Source organism: Arthrobacter sp. GAS37 (assembly GCF_044908325.1).
Lineage (GTDB): Bacteria > Actinomycetota > Actinomycetes > Actinomycetales > Micrococcaceae > Arthrobacter > Arthrobacter ramosus.
Genome location: NZ_JBIYDB010000006.1, coordinates 49,780 through 67,563, shown reverse-complemented (window position 1 = coordinate 67,563; position 17,784 = coordinate 49,780). Strand labels below are relative to the sequence as shown.

Genomic DNA, 17,784 nt, shown 5'->3' with positions numbered 1-17,784 from the left:
ACGGCCCCTCAGCCGTAGAAGACATCGCTTTCCTGGAGCCCGCCCAAGCGCCTTGCCGCGCGTAGACTCGAATGCGGCAGTTTGCCAAGGTCCACGTCGTACGGAAGCGATTCAATGTCCCCGCTCTATAGCATCCCCCTGACTTTCAACGACGGCTCCCAGGCCGACTTTGGGCGTTTCGAGGGTAAAGCCGTACTGGTCGTCAATGTGGCTTCGAAGTGTGGTTTCACGCGCCAGTACTCGGGACTTGAGGAGCTCTACGGCAAATACCGCGACCGTGGATTCGAGATTCTGGGTGTGCCGTGCAACCAGTTCGCCGGCCAGGAACAGGGTTCCGACGCCGAGATCGCGGACTTCTGCCAGCGCAATTTCGGAGTCTCGTTCCCGCTCGCGAGCAAATCCAAGGTCCGGGGCAAGGAACAGCACCCCCTGTATGCCGAGCTGACCCGGACGGCCGACGGCTCCAAACCGCAGAAGGTGAAGTGGAACTTCGAAAAGTTCCTCGTGAGCCGCGAAGGCGAGGTGCTCGCCCGCTTCCCGTCCGCCGTCGAGCCCGATTCCGAAAAGCTCATCGAGGCACTCGAAGAGGCTCTCGCTTAAGCAGGCTGGAATGAGCCCCGGTTGACCCCTTCGGTGAGGGCCTGGCGGTTATCGACAACCACGTCTCCGTCAACAACAGTCAGGATCACCGGCGTCTGCGCGAATTCGTCCGGCGCGGTGGTCAGAGGATTGTGTCCAACAATCGTCAGATCGGCGCGGGCTCCGCTCTCTACGATTCCGCCCTCTTCACCAACCGACCGCCAGTATTGGCTCGTGTAGCCTTCGAGCGCGGCACGCGCGGACAGCGCCTGCTGGGGCCGGACGGGCTCGACGTCGGGCCGGCCGGCCGGGCGGCGCGTCTGGGCCGAGGCGATGATCGCCCGCGGGTCGAAGGGAGCGATGGGCCAGTCCGATCCGAGGGCGACGATGGCTCCGGCGTCGCGGAGATCGCGGGTCCGCCACGCGTGGTTGGCCCGTTCGCTGCCAAGCCTGCGGGACCAGTTGTCGGTGTGGTCGGCGCGGCTGTAGAGGGCGCAATGCGTCGGCTGCAAGCTCGTTGCAGCCCCAGCGCTGATGATTTCCGCCAAGACCGAATCCGGGATGGACTCGATGTGCTCGATCCGGTGAACCGTGCCGTTCTTGGGAAGGGCCTCGATGGTCCGCGCGACGAAGGAGACCGCTTTGTCGCCGATGGCGTGCGTGGTGGTGGGGATCCGGTGTTCGTGGAAGAACTTCATGGCTGCGGCGAGGGCCTCGGGATCGTGCCAGAGCGGGTGGAGCGACTCTCCGTGGGTGTCGGGTTCAAAGAGCCATGCCGTGCCGTTGTCGATGGTTCCATCCATCATGAGCTTGATGCCGTGAACGTGCCAGCGCCTGCCGTGCCGGCCCTGCATCGCCAGCATGGCCTTCAGGTCCTCCTCCGTGGCGCCGGGCATGACCCACGGGGAGATCCGCAGCCGGATGGCAAGCTCGCCTCGGCGCTCCAAGGCCTCCAGCACTTCCAGGGTGTCCGGTGCGCCGAAGTCCAGCATCTGGCCGGCTACGAGCCCGGCTTCGGCCATGGAACGCAGGAGTTTCCCTAGTTCGTCGACCCGCTGATCGAAGGAGGGCTGGGGGAGGAAGCGGCGAACGAGCTCCTGGGCGGCCATTTCGTAGAGCATGCCGTTGGGCTTGCCGTCCTGGTCGACGCCGACATAGCCGGTGCTGGGCAGTTCTTCCGTTCCGGTGACTCCGGCGAGCTTGAGGGCGGCGTCGGAGACAAGTGAGGCGTGGCCGTCGAACAGGGTGATGAACACGAGTTCGCCGTCGAGGATGCCGTCGAAGAGGGAGTTGTCGAAGACCGCATCCCCGAAGATGACAGGGTCGAGGCCCCAAGCGAACAACCAATCAGAGCCGACGGCGTGCGGCGTGGAAGCGGCGTGCCGCGCAAGGGCGGCGCGGACGGCGTCGAGCTCGGTGACTCCGCCCAGGTCAAGGCCACGGGCGATTTCCGACCCGTGGATCGGGTGGATGTGGGCGTCAATCAGGCCGGGGCAGACTGTTGCGTCGCCGACGTCGATCACCTGTTTGGCCCGCGCGGTCCATTCGGCGGCGGGGTTGGTGTCGGCGTCGGCGGCTGTCTGCTCGCCGTCGGCGCGGCCGACGTGCGCAATGCGGCCATTTGAGATGGCGACGAAACCGGCGGTCTCTGTGAGCGCCCCGCCGTGGAGGATGCTGGACGAGAAGATGACGAGATCGATGGGCTCGGGCGTGGTCAAAATGTAACTCCTTGTTGTGTTCGGGTTTCCGACGCCGGCCCGGTGAGGATCAGTCGTCGTCGATGGCTGCCATCAATCCTGCCGAGAGGACATCGGCCAGGAACGCGAAGCGGTCCACAGGGTGCTCTGCCACGGCTTTCTTTGCCGCGAACAGATGGGGATAAGTGCCTTCCTCCTCTTGGTTGATGCTCCATGCGGATTCCATCGTCATTGCGTCGAGGCTCGCGCCGATCGCTGCGCTGTCGAGGGTTTCCAACGCGGGAATGATGAGGTGCCGCGGCGTCCCAGCGATCTCAAACGCTTCGACAAACTGGTCGTAACGCTCCAGGGCTGCCGGGTGTGACACCGGCTGCGTGAGCAGGAGGGGAAGGAGCGCCGGCACCATGCTGTACGCCTTGCGGAGGGAGTCGAAGATCTCGCGGATGACGTCGTCAAGGCTGCCGGCCGGCAACTCGGGCATCGGAGCTTTTTCTACGAGCGCGCCACGGGCCAGTTCGATGATCTCCTGGCGACCGGTGACGTGCTTGTAGAAGGATGACTGCCTGACGCCCAGACGTTCCGCGAGCCGCGGGATGGAGAGGCTCTCTTCCTCTTGGAACATCTCGAGCGCCGCGCGACCGATCGCCTTCCGCGAGAGCCTCGGTGTCCGGGGCCGTCCTAGCTGGCTGGTTTTGCTGGGAGTCTGCATCCCTCAAGACTAGGCTCCGGGATCACTCGGCGTGGCCGATCCGCTGGTAGGCGGCCGGGTTGACCTTGCGCAGCACGAGGGCCAGTACGGTTCCGGCGGCAAACAGGATCGGTGCGAACACGAGGAGCGTGGTGTTGACGGGGTCTCCGGCCGGAAGGCCTGTGATCAGTTGGGCATTGTTGGCCATCAGGTAAGTCACTACGCACATGATGATGGTGGCGACCACGGCGGAAGGGACGACATACCAGCGAAGGCCGTGGTCCTTGAGTCGGGTGAAGAAGACCACGACGCCGACTCCAGTGAGGGCCTGCAGGAGGAGGATGCCGATCACGCCGGGGGTGTTCGTCCAGATCAGGAACTGCGTGAAGGGGTCCAAATGGAATAGGGCCGCGCCGATCACGAGGGCGAGCGCGAGGAGGGTCTGGTCGAAGCCGGCCACGGAGGGGGTGCGGTATCGCGGGCTGATGCGGCCGGAGCGTTTCGGGAAGATGCCCTCGCGGCTCAGGGACAGGGTGTAGCGATTGATGGTGTTGTGGAAGGAGAGCTGGGCGGCGAAGATGCTGGTGACGATCAGGACGCTCATGAGGTTCACGCACCAGCCGCCCGCGAAGTTACCCGCTGCGATGTAAGCGGTGTCCCCGGCGTCGAGGTGGCCCGCGGCGAACGCTTGGACGGCGTCCGCTCCGAAGGCCTGGACGATGATCCAGACGGCGAAGGCGTAGAACGCGCCGATGAAGGCGATGGAGATGTAGGTGGCACGCGGGACGCTGCGGTCCGGGTCCCGGGCCTCTTCCCGGTACAGGGCTCCGGATTCAAATCCCATGAAGGCAGAGAAACCAAGGCCAAGGACGGCGGCGAACTGCGGGGAGAAGATGGCCTGCGGGCTGAACGATTCGAAGCTGATGCCGTGTGCGCCGCCTTGGGCCAGGACGAACGCGGCGACGATGGCGACGATCAGGGTTTCGAGGGTGAGCAGGACGGCGAGGACCTTGGCGCCGACGTCGATCCCGCGCCAGCCCAGGTACCAGACGGCCCCGATCGACACGATCGCGTAGAGCCACCAGGGAAGTTCCACGCCGGTGAAGGACTTCACGGCGAGGTTGGCCTGGATACCCAGCAGCCCGTAGAGGCCGATCTGCAGGCCGTTGTAGCTCATCCAGGCCGTGAGGCCGGAACCGAGGCCGACCATGCGGCCGAGGGTTTTCGAGATGTAGCCGTAGAAGCCGCTGTAGGACCGGACGTGGCGGGTGAGCGCCATGAAACCGATGGCGAACAGGCCTAGGCCGATAGCCGCGGCGATGTAGATGGAGGGAGCGCCGACGCCGCCCACAGCGAGGGCGAGCGGGGCGATGCCGACCACGATGGTCAGCGGAGCGGCCGCTGACACCAACATGAACACAATGTCGCGAGTGCCGATTGCGTTCTTCTTCAATCCAACTTCAGGGCTGGAAGTTGCGGGCGGCGCCATTGCCGCTGATTCTTTAGTGAAAGCCATTCACTTATTGTGAGGGGCGGCACATGTTTGAGTCAAGAGGGTCTGTTCCGGGGCTTGTTCCCGGACCCACGCAAACACCGACGCTCGCTCACCTATGTCGCCTTTTGGGCGAACGCTCGCTCACTTTTGGTGAGCGAGCGTCGTCGAAAGTTGCCCTAAAGGTGAGCGAGGATCGGGTGGAATACGGTCAAAGGTGAGCGAGCGTCGCCGAAAGTTGCCCTAAAAGTGAGCGAGGATCGCGGGGGGGACGCGAGTAATTTTCCAACATTCCGGCCGTAAGTTACCCTGCGTTAGCCTTTTGTCTGGTTGGATTGGGTCTATTGGGGACTGAAACCGGAGGCGCCGCCTCCTACCGACCCGAAGGTAGTAATGGAGCTCATCGAGGCCGAGCACCCGCGGCCAGGACACGTACTTCTGCACCTTAGCGACTCCCATTTGTTGGGAGGGTCGGAACCCCTTTACGGTACGGTCGATAGCGAAGCCCATCTCAGGCAACTATTTTCGGAAGTGCACGCGTCAAAGGTCCGTCCCGACGCCGTGATCTTCACCGGTGACCTCGCCGATCAAGGTGAGCCGGGCGCCTACGCCAAACTCCGGTCGATCGTCGAGCCTGCCTGTCGAGAGATGGGAGCACGGGTGATCTGGGCGATGGGAAACCACGACGATCGGGCGAATTTCCGCGCGGGCCTCTTCGACCAGAGCGACAATGACGCCCCGGTGGATCACAGCTACTTCGTCAATGGCCTGCGGATCATCACGCTCGATACCTCCGTGCCCGGCTTCCATCACGGTGAACTAAGCCAGAGCCAGCTCGACTGGTTGGGATCGGAGCTCGCGACGCCGGCTCCCGACGGCACGATCCTTGCCCTCCACCACCCTCCGGTTCCGAGCGTCCTTGACCTCTCGATCCTCGTGGAGCTGCGCGGCCAAGCGGCGTTGGCCGACGTCGTACGCAATTCGGATGTCCGCTCCATCCTGGGCGGTCACTTGCACTACTCCACGACGGCCACTTTCGCTGGCGTCCCGGTATCGGTAGCTTCCGCGAGCTGCTACACGCAGGACCTCAACGTTCCGCAGGGGGGCACCCGCGGTCGTGATGGCGCCCAGGCATTCAACCTGGTGCACGTTTACGAGCAAACGATCGTGCATTCAGTGGTGCCGTTGGGAAAATCGCCGACTGTCGGTGAGTACGTCAGTCCGGAAGCCACCAGGCGCCGGCTCGCCGAAGCAGGCATCCGGATTCCCCAGCGAGCTACGCACGAACGTGGTTCCAGGGCCGACGCGAAGCGCCCGGAGATGACCCGACGCTAGAGGCGCGCTTGTGGCTGCGGGTTCGACGCCCCGTCTTCCATTGGCGTGGTGCTTAGCACCGGGCTTAGCGGATTCGCGGCCGTCATCGTGCGGTAAAGAAGAGCGGCTGCCACGAGCAAGACAGCCAGGTAGGCCACAGTGAGCGAAAGCCATCCGAAGGGCGGCTGCCACTGAGGTGCCGTCACCATATCCCGCCAGTTGGCCTCGTCACGGAGCCCGATGACGTACCGGCGCATTCCGTAGATAAAGCTGTAGAAGTGGCCGAATACCAGGACGGCGAGCACCACCGATAGCGCCCGTCGTGCTGTGCGGCGGAAGTCGATATTGAAAGAGCGCATTGCAACTCCGCATGCGGTGATCATGACGGCCACAAGCGCCAGGATGTACCGGCCCTGCCAGATAATTCCGACCTCTTTTGCGAGGGGAATCTGCAGTAGTGGAGGGAGGACGATGATCGCAAGGACCAGGAAAGCGATGGTCAGTCGCGCTGAACGGCTGGGCACGGACAAGGCTGCCACGATCGCCCCAATGATGAGCGCCGCCCAGACAGTGAGCACACCGCTTGGCCCCAAAGTATCCAGCCAACCAAGGTAGGACACGTAACCGGCCGCGAAATCGAAGGTCTTGTCGAGCATGATTGCGGCGATCCGGGCCGGTGATGCGTCGATCCCGTCGCCCATGAGGCTTTGCAGGCTATCCGCGCTCTTGAGCCAAAGCAAGGCGAGCCCGCAACCGACAGCGACCACGAGTGCCATCGCCTGCACAAATCGCAGTCGCAACACGGAAACCAGCGGACGAAGCCCGAACATCAAGAGCGACGCCGCCACAGCCAACACAAGCCATAGCAGTGAGGCAGCCCGGGTGTTGGCCAGGACAGCAGCCGAAATCGCTGCCGCGGCGAGGGGTAGCCGCCAATGATCGCCGGAAGCGATTCTCTCCCACGACAAACAGAGCGCGCTGAACACAGCCATCGACGCGGAGATTTCCAACGAATTGGGGTTCACGCCCCCGGACAGGAACAAAACCATGGGAGTCACAGCAATCGACCCGACAAACAGGGGCAGCTTCCATCGTTGAAGGCTGGCCAAAGCAGTCAGGGCAACAGCCAGGAAGGCAACGCTGAGGAGACCGCCCACGATCCGCATGGCGTAAATGGCTTTAGCGCCGGTAAGGACGAGGCTCGGAAGCCCGGCCACCGCGTAGTACATCGGGTTGTAGTTCCCCGCGCTCGTGTATGCCTTCAGCTCTGAGGCGTCATCTGTCAGCGTAGGGCTGCAACCGGCGGACACTGCTGGCTTCCAAGCGAAGCAAATAGGCAGTCCGTCCACCGTTCCCACGAATGCGGGGACGAGCACCTGGGCACGATCACCTTGATTCGCGCCCGGTTCCCCTCGCAACTGCCCTCGAACAACGGACGCGGCCTTGATGGTGTGTGCGGGCTCGTCGGGCACGGACATGAGGGGGCTTGCCAGTGCCCAGATCGTGGTGAGGAGTCCAAGAATGGCGAATATTGCGAGAAAGCGGAGGAACCAAGGGGGTTTGGTGACGGGGTTCAATAGACATGTCTGTTCGTAGATCGGGTGCGGAGATTCACAGCTACTTTACGTGGGCGGACGTGCCGTGTGCGGCAACCCTGGTCGGCGAGCTCACTGAATCAACCCGGAGCGGGCCCGTTCCCGGACTACTTCTCCCACGGCGCCTTGACCGGGAAGTACTTCTCCATGAAGTCCGTCACGAGTCCGGCCCTTTCGTCGGCAGCCACCTCGGGGAAGCTGCCATCGTTGAGGCAGAAGAAGTCCACGTTGCGCTTGGCTAGCAAGGTGGGCAAGTAGTGCAGCCCGGACCACAGGGTGGTGTCCACATACCTGACCTTCGCTGCCGTCTGCGTCACTGCCCGACCCGTGAGCAACGAGTAGTAGTGGTAGAACGAGTTGGTCACCGAGATGTTGTCCGCCGCACGGAACCTGCTGGCTGCCGTCTTGGCGAATTCGGCCGGAAACTCGCGCTCCATCTCTGCGATCACGCTGCGGCGAAGGGGCGCGGCGGTGTGCTCCAAGTGGCGTGTGGTGATGCGCCCGAACCGCTCCCAGAGGAGTTTCCTGTTGACGCGGGCCGCGTTCTCGAAGCCGCTGCGTTCGGCGTCGTTCTCTCCCAGTCCGATCCGGGTGGAGGCCTCGATGAACTTGGTGATTCCGCCGGGAGTGAAGAACATGTCCGGTGCCACGGGCCGGCCGAAGAACATGTCGTCGTTGGAATACAGGAAGTGCTCGGAGAGGTCCTCAATGTGGTGCAACTGGGATTCCACGGCCTGGGAATTGTGGGTGGGCAGCACCGTGGGGTCCTTGAAGAACTCCTCGCTGCGCATGATCCTGACGCTCGGATGCTCTGCCAGCCACTCCGGCGCGGGGGAGTCCGTGGCGATGTAGATCCGGCGAATCCAGGGCGCATACATGTACACGGAGCGCAGGGCATATTTGAGCTCGTTGATCTGCCGGAAACGGGCCTCGTGGGCGTCGCCCTCGCCCACGACTGCGTCTTTCATCTGCTCGCGGCGCGCGGCAATGTACGCGGGATCGTTGCCGTCTACCCATGAAAAGACGATGTCGACGTCGAAGTCGATGTCGCTCGCGTGGTCCGCGAACATGTTCTCGATGGTCGGCCAGCTCAGCCCATGGCGTTCCACCGTGCCCCGGACAGCGTCCTGGCGCAACATGGTTCGCCGGGTCAGGGAGTTTTCCACCGGCAACACGAGTTGATCGCCGTCGAACTCCCACAATTCCAGTTGCACGCCCAGCGAGGGGCCGTAAGTCAGCCCGCCCCCGGGCTCGACGCGTGGACGGAAGAGCCGGAAGATCCGGGCCTTCCGGTTGCTCGAGAGCTCGCCGTCGGCCACCAGCAACGTGGACTTCTTCCGCGCATCAACCGTCATGGAGTAGAACGGCTCGTTCCGGAAAGCGGAGACCAAAGCCTGGCGCAGTTTCTTCCGGAGCTTCCAATCGACGGCAATCACTGGCCTGTGATCGTTGCCACGGACCAGGATGAAGTCGAGCCCGGCCGCGTCGAGTGCAGCGCGGATAACGAGTAGGTCTTCGACCATCACTTGTTGCGGGGTGCGGTTCTGGTTCAGCAAGCTGTATCGGCCGCGATGGCGGACGACGTCGGCACGGTGCTTGAGGCGCGCGTCGACTGCGGGCGACGTCGGTTCGGGAACGACCGCATCGTCGTCGGAGGCGGGGCTACCGAAGTAGATTGCTTGCTGGTCCATGTCTGTGATGGCTTTTCTCCGAAAGGTTGTGGTTCGCGCGGGCTTGGTGACCTTAGCCCACCAAGGCTTCACGCCAACTGCGGAGGAATGCGCCTCCGGCGTCGTCGTGAATGACGTCGTCGCCCAGGCCGAGGTCTGTGGCTGTAAGAACATCGTAGGGCTTGTTGGGCACGCCGTCCGCGGGCCGGACGTCGACGTGCTTGACGCTGTGGTCGTTGTGGTGGAGCCAATCCGCCATGGCGTAGTCCGTGCGCGAATCGCCGACCGTCCGCCAGGCCTGCGGGGTGATGCCCTGGGCGGCGAGGAGTTCCACAGCGCGGCTGGCGCCGAGATCCTTGCCGAGCCGGATGGACTCGATGTCCGTGGAGATGATGGTGGGATCCAGGCGGTAGTCGGCGGCGTCGTCGGACTCTGGCGCGTGGTGATCCAGGAGGGCGGCGGAGAGCCCGTGCCTGCCCATGAGCTCCAAGGCATCGGCGTCGAAGAGCTTCTGCTCGGCCAGGAAGTCGTCACTTGAGACGTCCAGATGCTGCTCCACCGACACCATGGCGCGCTTTGTCTCATCGAAAAACATGTGCGTCGCATAGTCCTCCGCCACCATGCGGCGGACGTCGTCGCCGTAGGCCTTCGGAACAGCAAGGTCGTGGTCCACATGGATGGGTCCCGGGCCGCCCGAGGTGTAGCTGAACCACACGGCGCCCTTCTCGCAGATCGCGTGGACCACCGTTCCCGCAGGCATTCCGGCTGCGATCATGGGTGCCATGACCTGCTCGCGGATGAAAGCGTCTGAACGGCCGGTGTTGAAAATGACGGGGATGCCTGCGGATGCCAAGCCCACGAGGTCCGCGATGATTTCCGGCTTCACGTCGCGCGTCACGGGACTCGCGACAGGGCCGTCGACGTCGAGGAGGAGTGCGAGGGCGGGAGCAGCAGGGTGCGTGCCTGGCATTGAAGCAGTCATGAACCCATTCTGTCAGTCCGGCGTTATGTCGGCAGCGGTGTGACGGCCGACGGCGGCAGGCGGCAACGTTTCAGCGCGCACCGTCCGTCAACGGTTACCTTTTGGCCACAACCTTGGTGACCGACTTCTCACAAGTTCCCTTGGACGCCTTACTTCTTTAGGCTTGCAACGTGATATTCAAAGCTGTGGGCGAGGGACGCCCGTACCCTGACCATGGTTTTTCCACGCCCAAGGACTGGGCCTCGCTGCCGCCCCGTCCTGTCCGGCTCGACGAACTTGTCACCACCAAGCGCACCCTTGACTTGGAAGCACTGCTGGCTGAAGATTCAACGTTCTTCGGCGACCTTTTCCCGCATGTGGTGCAGTACCAAGGCCTGTTGTATCTAGAAGACGGGCTCCACCGTGCAGTCCGTACTGCGCTCCACCAGCGCACGGCCATCCACGCCCGGGTGCTCGTGATAGATGGTTAACGAAACAATCCCGGAAGAGCAGGTCGCAGTGCCCGAGAATGCGGACCCGAGGAAGCGCCGGAAACGTCCCGGTCGTCAGAAAGACCCGACGAGTCTGCACGGTCATCGCGTTGTCACCGGTCCGGAACTCAGGGCAACTTTTGCTGAGACTCCTGCGCCTGAGAGCCATCCAGGGTGGTTCAGCCGCCGCCTCTTGCATGGGATCGTTCTCGCGCTGCTCGTCGGACTGGTCGTTGCCGGGCTCGTGGGCGCCTGGGCAGTCATCAATGGCGTGATCCGTTTCCCCTCCGCCGTTGCAAGCCAGTCGCCGGCGGCCGTGTGTCCTCCCACTGTTTTCGACTACATGCCCAACAACAAGATCAGCGTAAATATCTACAACGCCGCCGGCAGGGCCGGCCTGGCCAAGAACGTGGCAGACCAGTTGAAAGCCCGGGGATACAACGTCGGCACCGTCGACAACTCCACCACGAGCTACGCCGGCCCGGCCATGGTTGTTTCGGGATCCGGCGGCCAAGCGGCGGCTTTCAACATCCAGAGGAACATCGCGGGCACCGACTACTTCCAGGACCAACGCACGGATGCCTCCGTGGACCTCATTCTCGCGCCCGGCTTCTCGGCACTGGTGCCACCGGAACTTGTGGATAACACCCCGGGCAAGCTCAGTTGTCCCCGCCTGGACCAGAGGATTGCGGACAATGCGAAGCTGCCAGTGATGCCGACGCCTTAGCGCTGGCTTTCCGCGGACAGCGCCAGCCCCGCGGGCGAGTCACGCCAAGCGCGCGGGCCGTCCGTTGTCGTCGAACCTTGCTCCTGCGCCCAACTGGATGAACCGCACGGTCTGGACCAGCCGCTCCTCAAGCTCGTCCAGCTCTGTCCCGTTCGCGGCATTGCCGCGTGCCGCGCTGGAGGAAAGAGTTCCGTGGATAAGCCTCGCGAGCTGGCCGACGTCGGTGGGCGGGAGGTAGCCGGCTGCGATTCCGTCGCGCAGGATGTCCTGGAGCAGCAGGTTGAGTTCGCCGACGTGATCTGCCAATTTCGCAAAGGAAGCAGGGGAGAGGACAGCCCCCATCGCAGGGCCCGGCGGGAGGTGCCGACGGCTCAGATCTTCGACCTGGGCGCGCACATAAAGGGCCAGGCGGTCCACCGGGTTCTGCAGTGCCGCGAGGGATTCGCGGAGATCGCCCAGGAATCGCTCGGTCTCGTCCAAGGCGTACGCGATGAGGAGCTGTTCCATGTCGGCGTAGTAGTTGTATACCGCCGTCCGGCCGACGCCAGCGTGCCGCGCGACGTCGGTCATGGTCAAGCCGGGCAGGCCGTGGGTGAAGAGCAGTTCGCCGAAAGCTGTCAGGACCCGGCGTCGGGTTTCAGCGCGTTGCGCCGCATTGGTGGCGGCCGTAATCCTAGGCATACAGACACTTTACAGGGATCTGTCAGTAAAGTTGGTTGGGTACGGCGCGAGCTGGCAGCAGATGACCACTCAGCGCGCTGTCGGGGTCATCTGCTGCCAGCTCGCGCAAAGGTTCTAGATCGCGCAGCCGTCGGGGCCGCAGGCTTCGGCGTCGGGGCTGCCGACGGCGACCAGCGGATTCGCTTCCTGCCATGCCTGTGTGAGGGCCTGGGTGAAGACCTCGGAGGGCTGCGCGCCGGAGAGCCCGTACTTGCGGTCGATGACAAAGAACGGCACGCCGGTGACGCCGAGCATCCGGGCTTCGGCGATGTCGCCGCGGACGTCCTCTGCGTACTTGTCGGTGCTGAACAACTCAGCGATTTCCGCTTCCGGCAGGCCCAAGTCGCTGCCGAGCCCGGTCAGGTATTCCTGGCTCCCGATGTCCTTGCCGTGTTCAAAATGGCCGCTCAGGAGCAACTCCTTGGCCTCGTCCTGCTTGCCGTGGGCGGCCGCGAGGTGGATGAGGCGGTGTGCCGTGAAGCTGTTGGCCACCACGACGTCGTCGAAACGGTAGTTGAGGCCCTCGCCCTTTGCCTGCAACGCCACGTGCTCGAACATCTGGCTGACCTGCGCGGGGTTCATGCCCTTGCGCTTGCTCAGGTAATCGAGCTCGGTTCCGTCGTAGTGTTCCGGGATGCCCGGGTCCAACTGGTAACTGCGCCACTGGATCTCGACCGAGTCGCGGTGTGGGAATTCGGCGAGGGCCGTTTCGAACCTGCGCTTTCCGATGTAGCACCACGGGCAAGCGACGTCTGACCAGATCTCAATCTTCATGACGGCGACAACCGGAAGTGGAGGCCCGGCATTCCCGGAATGGCCTGTTGGACTGGTCACAACCCGGCGTTCACGACACGCAAAATGGTGTGAGAGGCAGAAGCGGGCGGGCGCTACGCGTATCCGGGCGTCGTGGAACTGTTTGCGCGCCCTAGACCGCCCGCTCCATCACGAAATCGTGCTCCACGGCATTGCCCAGGCGGAACGACTTGGTGCCGACCTTCCTGAATCCACTCTTCTCGTAGAAGCGGATGGCCTTGGCGTTCTGGCTGTTGACGCCAAGCCACACCCCGGCAGCACCCGAGCCCGCAGCGCGGTCCAACGTGGCCTTCATGAGCTCCGCGGCAGCACCCAGGCCGTGGTGCTCGGGATGCACATAGCACTTGCTCAGTTCCGTGCAGGGGCTGAGCGTCAGGGCCGAAGCGACGTCGGAATCGCTCGTCGGTCGGGCCACGAGCATGCTGTAGCCGCGGAGTTCCCCGGCGGCGTCGATGGCCAGGATGGTGACGTCCGGATCGGCAAGGTATTCCGTGAACTTCTCCGCGCTGAGCGTCCTGCGCAGGTGCGCGGCGATGTCCTCGGGCGAGGAGTCCGGCGGGCAGGCGAGCGGAAAGGTGACGGCGGCAAGCTCCGCCAGCCGTCCGGCGTCGTCCGCTGTTGCTTCACGGATTGTCTGGCTCATGCGGTCCTCTCGGGAAATCGGGCACCGAAATGCCCCTCAAGACTGATCTTAAGGGGCATTTCAGGAAAGATTACGACGGCGGTGGCCCGCCGAAGCGTTCCGGTTCCGGGGCGCCGGGCTGCTTAGGCGCGGGCTTCCGCAAGGAGGCGAAGATCCTCGTCCGGCTCGGGATCCCGGCCTAAGGCGAGGCCGACGATGGTGACGACGGCCGTGGCGAGCAAGTATGCGGCGATCAGGAGCCAGCTTCCGGTGGCGGCGTAGAGGGCCGTGAAGATCAACGGTGCCACCGCTCCACCCACGACGCCCGCCACCGTGTACGCGAGGGAACTGCCGGCATAACGGAGCCTGGCCGGGAATTGTTCGGTGATGAAGGCCGCCTGCGGGCCGTACATGAAGGCGTGCAACCCGAGGCCGATCACGACGCCGACGGTCAGCACCAGGACGGAGCGGGACTGGATCATGAGGAAGAACAGCGGGATGTACACGGCTGTGGCCGCGGCGGTGATGCCATAGACCAGCCGGCGGTTGAACCGGTCCGTGACGGCTCCTGCGGCCGGGATCAGGAACAGCTGGAAGGCCGAGCCCACCAGGACTGCACCCAGGACGTTGCCCGTGGTCATCCCCAGTTCCTTGGTGGCGTAGACCGCGACAAAGACGGTGAACAAGGCGTACAAGACGTCGGGGCAAATCCGGCACAACGCGGCGGCGAGCAGGGGACGGAACTGGGTGGTGAGGACTTCCTTGATGGGAGCCTTGGGCCGTTCGCCGGTGGCCTCGATGGCCTTGAACACCGGGGTTTCCTCGAGCTTGAGCCGGATGACGAGCCCGAAGGCAACCAGGATGGCCGAGCTGAGGAAGGCCACGCGCCAACCCCAGGCGATGAAGGCATCGTTGCTCATGACGGCGGCGAGGACGGCCAGTGCGCCGTTTGCCATCAGGTTGCCTGCGGGCGGCCCGATCTGGGCTGCGGAAGACCAGAATCCGCGCTTGCTGGGATTGGCGTACTCGCTGGACAGCAACACGGCGCCGCCCCATTCGCCGCCTACGCCGATCCCCTGGGCCAGGCGAAGAAGGACCAGGATGATCGTGGCCCCAATGCCGATGGTGTGGTAATCCGGCAAGGCGCCGATGAGGACCGTGGCCGCGCCGATGAGGATGAGGGTGATGACCAGGACGTTCTTGCGTCCGATCTTGTCCCCGAGCCGGCCAAAGACAACGCCGCCGATAGGCCGGGCGAGGTAACCCACCGCGAAGGCCGAGAAGGACAACAGGAGACCGGTGGTTTCGTCGTTCGTGGGGAAGAAGATCTTGGGGAAGACGAGCGCGGAGGCGACCGAGTAGATGGCGAAGTCGTAGTACTCCAGGGAGGTTCCTGTGACGCTGGCAATGAAGGCTTTGACGGCGCCTGCCGAGGGTTTGCTGCGCCGTGTTGAACTTGGCGAAGTGGTCGCGGACATGGTTCCTCCATGGAACGTTGGGCGGGCTTTGTGATCCCGATCTCAATCGGGGCCTACACCCAATGATGCATCAACAGAAGGAATTGTTCAACAATTTTTTGGCGAGGGTTCTTGCTTAGGTGGTGAGATGTTGCCGGATCCCTTCGACAATGAGGTCATGATCCTCCTGCGATGAAAGGCCTGATGCCGTGACCGCGGCGACCACTCCAACGCCACGGACCCGCACGGGAAACGAGCCCCCTGTCACGGCATAGTCGGCGCCGAGCCACCCCGTGGCTATTGGATCGATACCGGCGGAGGACAGCCGGGCTTCGACAAGTGCGCTGCTTGCTTCCATCCGCAAGACGAGTGCGGATTTCCGCGCGATCCACGATTCCTGGTCCGGTGTGATTCCCGGCAACGCAGCGCGGAAAAGAATGAGCCCGGGGCGCCGGATGTCGATGCCGATCGCGTGACCGGCCTCCTGGGCCATGCTGGTCAACCGTGAGCCGAGCCTCCAGGCGTCCCCATGGTCGAAGGAGGTGAAAATCAGCTCCTCTTCCTGGCGTTTAAGCGTTTCCAATGCTTCAAGGGCGGCGATGTTAGCCATGGAGCCCCCTACCGTCCTTCCTGGCCGTAGGGTTCGAAATCGAACTCCTGGAAGTCGGACACTTCCTTCGCCCACCGGGTCTCCACGAATCCGACGTGGGCAGGATGGTCATTGTAGGAATTGAAGGCCTCCGCGCCGTCGAACTTCATTTCAAACTGAAAATTGAGCGGGCTCTTCTTTGAAACCTGGCGGGACACTCGGAAGTCCTGAACCACTGGTATTGCGGTCAACGCGGCGACTGCTGCGTCCAGGAATTCCCGCTCCCCGGAGGAACCGGGCTCGTGGAAGAGGGAGAATGTAACCGTGTGACGGATCATGGCATTCCAATCGAAGTGGGCAGCGTGGCTTCCGCAAAAGCCACTTTAGTTTTCCGGGTAGGCGACAAAAGCGAAACGGGTGGAGTCGGGTGACCAACTGTTGACGTTGAGGGTTCCCTGGCCGCCGAAGAGGGGCCACGTGTGGAGCGGGGTGGCCCAGTCGCTGGTGGAAACAAGTACGACGTCGACCCGCAAGTCCGCGGGGTGGCCGACGGTTCCGCTCGGAAAGCGGATGTAACTGGCGAGGCGTGCGTCTGGGGCGAGGTGCGGGAACCAATCGACGGTTTCGCTGTGGAGCAGCCGTTCAAAGCCCGTACCGTCAACCCGTGCCCGGGCAATCTGCGCATGCCCGGCCTGCGTGGTGAATGACTCGGTATTGAAGTAGAGCCATTTCCCGTCCGGAGAGTACTCGGGCCCGTCGCAGTGGCCAGGGCCGGTGTCCACGAGCGCCGGTGGGCCGCCGGCCGCGGGCATCGTCATGACTTGGCCCGGGTTGCTGAAATCGCCGCCGTCGATGCCTACGTAGGCGAGTTCAAGTCCGTCCGGACTGACGCCGTGCAGGAAATGGAAGGACCCGTCGTCGGAGGTGAGGCGGTCCGCCTCGCCGCCCCGAAGATCCGCGCGGTAGATGTGGCCGTCATTCGCCGAGAGGTAGATGGTGGAGCCGTCGGGCGCGAGGACGTGGTCGTTGTTGAGGTCCGGGACGCCGGTGATGGCTATCTTTTCGAGTCCTCCGGAAAGGTCCAGCCGCCAGAGAACACCGTCCCCGTTGAGGATGAGGGCCTGGCCATCGAGCGTCCAGTTCGGTGCCTCCAGCAGCAGCTCGTCCGTGGTGAAGGCCAGTTCGGAACTGCCGGTGGCGGAGGCGATCCAGACTTCGCAGCGCTGGCCTGGCCGAAGGGTTCGTATCACAGTGCGGGATGACCTTTCGTTGTGGGCGAATCGGGGCGCGAGTTGGCAGCAGATGCCCGCAAAATCGGATTTTGGGGTCATCTGTTGCCAACTCGCGCTAACCGGAGGGTTAGTCCTGGCTGAAGGCGGCGTCGAAGGAGGTTTGGGAGGGCGGGAAGTCGAACTTCTTGAGGGCGGCGAGGGCTTCGGGGGCGCCGTGGAGGCGGTCCATGCCGGCGTCTTCCCATTCCACGGAGATCGGACCGTTGTAGCCGATGGCGGTGAGTGCGCGGAAACTCGATTCCCAGGGCACGTCGCCGCGTCCGGCGGAGACGAAGTCCCAGCCCCGGCGGGGGTCGCCCCAGGGCAGGTGGGAGCCCAGGACGGTGTTCCGGCCGGTGGGGCGCAGCTTGGTGTCCTTGCAGTCCACGTGGTAGATCCGGTCCTTGAAGTCCCAGATGAAGGAGACGGGGTCGATGCCTTGCCACATGAAGTGGGAGGGGTCCCAGTTCAGCCCGAACGCTTCGCGGTGCCCGATCGCTTCGAGGGTCCGGACGGTGGTCCAGTAGTCGTAGGCGATTTCGGAGGGGTGGACTTCGTGGGCGAAGCGGACCCCGCAGTCGTCGAAGACGTCCAGGATGGGGTTCCAGCGGTCCGCGAAGTCCTGGTAGCCGGCCTCGATGACTTTTTCGGGGACGGGCGGGAACATGGCGACGTATTGCCAGATGGAGGAGCCGGTGAACCCGACGACGGTGTCCACGCCGAGCGCGCGGGCGAGGCGGGCGGTGTGTTTCATTTCCTCGGCTGCGCGGGCGCGGACGCCTTCGGGGTCGCCGTCGCCCCAGACCTTGGCCCCGACGATGGCTTGGTGGCGGAAGTCGATGGGGTCATCGCAGACGGCCTGGCCCTTGAGGTGGTTGGAAATGGCCCAGACCTTGAGGTTGTATTTGTCCAGGATGGCGAGTTTGGATTCGACGTAGCCGGGTTCGTCCCAGCGCCAGGCGTCCAGGTGGTCCCCGGACACGGCGATTTCCAGGCCGTCATAGCCCCAGCCGGAGGCGAGGCGGGCGACTTCCTCGAAGGGCAGGTCGGCCCACTGGCCGGTGAACAAGGTGTACGGGCGGGGCATTGGTTCTCCTT

Annotated in this window: 18 protein-coding genes; 4 read left to right on the top strand and 14 right to left on the bottom strand. The window is 63.9% G+C overall.

The window, feature by feature from the left end; genetic code table 11:
• The first annotated feature begins 114 nt into the window (after nucleotides 1-114).
• A complete protein-coding gene (locus tag ABH924_RS07555; RefSeq protein ID WP_234752614.1) occupies nucleotides 115-600 on the top strand; it encodes a glutathione peroxidase in 486 nt (161 codons plus the stop codon).
• Here ABH924_RS07555 and ABH924_RS07550 read toward each other — a convergent pair.
• The 3 genes from ABH924_RS07550 to ABH924_RS07540 are packed head-to-tail and all read right to left on the bottom strand — an operon-like array spanning nucleotide 597 to nucleotide 4,480.
• Nucleotides 597-2,297, bottom strand: coding sequence for an amidohydrolase (locus tag ABH924_RS07550; RefSeq protein WP_404497899.1), 1,701 nt, complete (start codon nucleotides 2,295-2,297; stop codon nucleotides 597-599). The genes ABH924_RS07555 and ABH924_RS07550 overlap by 4 nt on opposite strands.
• A gap of 49 nt (nucleotides 2,298-2,346) precedes the next feature.
• A complete protein-coding gene (locus ABH924_RS07545) occupies nucleotides 2,347-2,985 on the bottom strand; it encodes a TetR/AcrR family transcriptional regulator (protein WP_404497898.1) in 639 nt (212 codons plus the stop codon).
• Nucleotides 2,986-3,007: 22 nt separating this feature from the next.
• Nucleotides 3,008-4,480 carry an APC family permease gene (locus tag ABH924_RS07540; protein ID WP_404497897.1) on the bottom strand — a complete coding sequence of 491 codons (1,473 nt, stop codon included), beginning with the start codon at nucleotides 4,478-4,480 and terminating at the stop codon, nucleotides 3,008-3,010.
• Nucleotides 4,481-4,849: 369 nt separating this feature from the next.
• Here ABH924_RS07540 and ABH924_RS07535 point away from each other — a divergent pair, with 369 nt between their 5' ends.
• Nucleotides 4,850-5,791 carry a phosphodiesterase gene (locus ABH924_RS07535; protein ID WP_234752608.1) on the top strand — a complete coding sequence of 314 codons (942 nt, stop codon included), beginning with the start codon at nucleotides 4,850-4,852 and terminating at the stop codon, nucleotides 5,789-5,791.
• Here ABH924_RS07535 and ABH924_RS07530 read toward each other — a convergent pair.
• From ABH924_RS07530 to ABH924_RS07520, 3 genes are all read right to left on the bottom strand, one after another.
• Nucleotides 5,788-7,347, bottom strand: a complete 1,560-nt coding sequence (locus tag ABH924_RS07530; protein WP_404497896.1) for a DUF2142 domain-containing protein — start codon at nucleotides 7,345-7,347, stop codon at nucleotides 5,788-5,790. The genes ABH924_RS07535 and ABH924_RS07530 overlap by 4 nt on opposite strands.
• Before the next feature lie 125 nt (nucleotides 7,348-7,472).
• On the bottom strand, nucleotides 7,473-9,056 hold the full coding sequence (locus ABH924_RS07525; protein ID WP_234752604.1) for a stealth family protein: 1,584 nt from the start codon (nucleotides 9,054-9,056) through the stop codon (nucleotides 7,473-7,475).
• Nucleotides 9,057-9,108: 52 nt separating this feature from the next.
• A complete protein-coding gene (locus ABH924_RS07520; protein WP_404497895.1) occupies nucleotides 9,109-10,017 on the bottom strand; it encodes a hypothetical protein in 909 nt (302 codons plus the stop codon).
• A 170-nt stretch (nucleotides 10,018-10,187) separates the two neighbouring features.
• Between ABH924_RS07520 and ABH924_RS07515 the strand changes: the two genes are divergently transcribed.
• Both ABH924_RS07515 and ABH924_RS07510 read left to right on the top strand, forming a co-directional pair.
• Nucleotides 10,188-10,487, top strand: a complete 300-nt coding sequence (locus ABH924_RS07515) for a type II toxin-antitoxin system VapB family antitoxin (RefSeq protein WP_059388531.1) — start codon at nucleotides 10,188-10,190, stop codon at nucleotides 10,485-10,487.
• Nucleotides 10,480-11,214 (top strand): LytR C-terminal domain-containing protein, encoded by a 735-nt coding sequence (locus ABH924_RS07510; RefSeq protein ID WP_234752601.1) that lies wholly within the window; start codon nucleotides 10,480-10,482, stop codon nucleotides 11,212-11,214. The genes ABH924_RS07515 and ABH924_RS07510 overlap by 8 nt, the downstream gene beginning before the upstream one ends.
• Before the next feature lie 39 nt (nucleotides 11,215-11,253).
• Here the strand turns inward: ABH924_RS07510 and ABH924_RS07505 are convergent, their stop codons facing one another.
• The 8 genes from ABH924_RS07505 to ABH924_RS07470 all read right to left on the bottom strand — a co-directional run bounded on the left by ABH924_RS07505 (nucleotide 11,254) and on the right by ABH924_RS07470 (nucleotide 17,773).
• The gene (locus ABH924_RS07505; RefSeq protein WP_404497894.1) at nucleotides 11,254-11,895 is read right to left on the bottom strand and encodes a TetR/AcrR family transcriptional regulator; all 642 of its coding nucleotides are present in this window, start codon (nucleotides 11,893-11,895) and stop codon (nucleotides 11,254-11,256) included.
• Nucleotides 11,896-12,009: 114 nt separating this feature from the next.
• On the bottom strand, nucleotides 12,010-12,708 hold the full coding sequence (locus tag ABH924_RS07500) for a DsbA family protein (protein WP_234752820.1): 699 nt from the start codon (nucleotides 12,706-12,708) through the stop codon (nucleotides 12,010-12,012).
• Between the two features lie 151 nt (nucleotides 12,709-12,859).
• Nucleotides 12,860-13,390 carry a GNAT family N-acetyltransferase gene (locus tag ABH924_RS07495; RefSeq protein WP_404497893.1) on the bottom strand — a complete coding sequence of 177 codons (531 nt, stop codon included), beginning with the start codon at nucleotides 13,388-13,390 and terminating at the stop codon, nucleotides 12,860-12,862.
• Between the two features lie 122 nt (nucleotides 13,391-13,512).
• Entirely contained in the window at nucleotides 13,513-14,847 is a 1,335-nt protein-coding gene (locus tag ABH924_RS07490) for an MFS transporter (RefSeq protein WP_404497892.1), read from the bottom strand.
• 115 nt (nucleotides 14,848-14,962) lie between these two features.
• The gene (locus ABH924_RS07485; protein WP_404497891.1) at nucleotides 14,963-15,436 is read right to left on the bottom strand and encodes a heme-degrading domain-containing protein; all 474 of its coding nucleotides are present in this window, start codon (nucleotides 15,434-15,436) and stop codon (nucleotides 14,963-14,965) included.
• 8 nt (nucleotides 15,437-15,444) lie between these two features.
• The gene (locus ABH924_RS07480; RefSeq protein WP_404497890.1) at nucleotides 15,445-15,753 is read right to left on the bottom strand and encodes a Dabb family protein; all 309 of its coding nucleotides are present in this window, start codon (nucleotides 15,751-15,753) and stop codon (nucleotides 15,445-15,447) included.
• A gap of 45 nt (nucleotides 15,754-15,798) precedes the next feature.
• On the bottom strand, nucleotides 15,799-16,665 hold the full coding sequence (locus ABH924_RS07475) for a TolB family protein (protein WP_404497889.1): 867 nt from the start codon (nucleotides 16,663-16,665) through the stop codon (nucleotides 15,799-15,801).
• A 109-nt stretch (nucleotides 16,666-16,774) separates the two neighbouring features.
• A complete protein-coding gene (locus ABH924_RS07470; protein ID WP_404497888.1) occupies nucleotides 16,775-17,773 on the bottom strand; it encodes a sugar phosphate isomerase/epimerase family protein in 999 nt (332 codons plus the stop codon).
• Nucleotides 17,774-17,784: the final 11 nt, after the last annotated feature.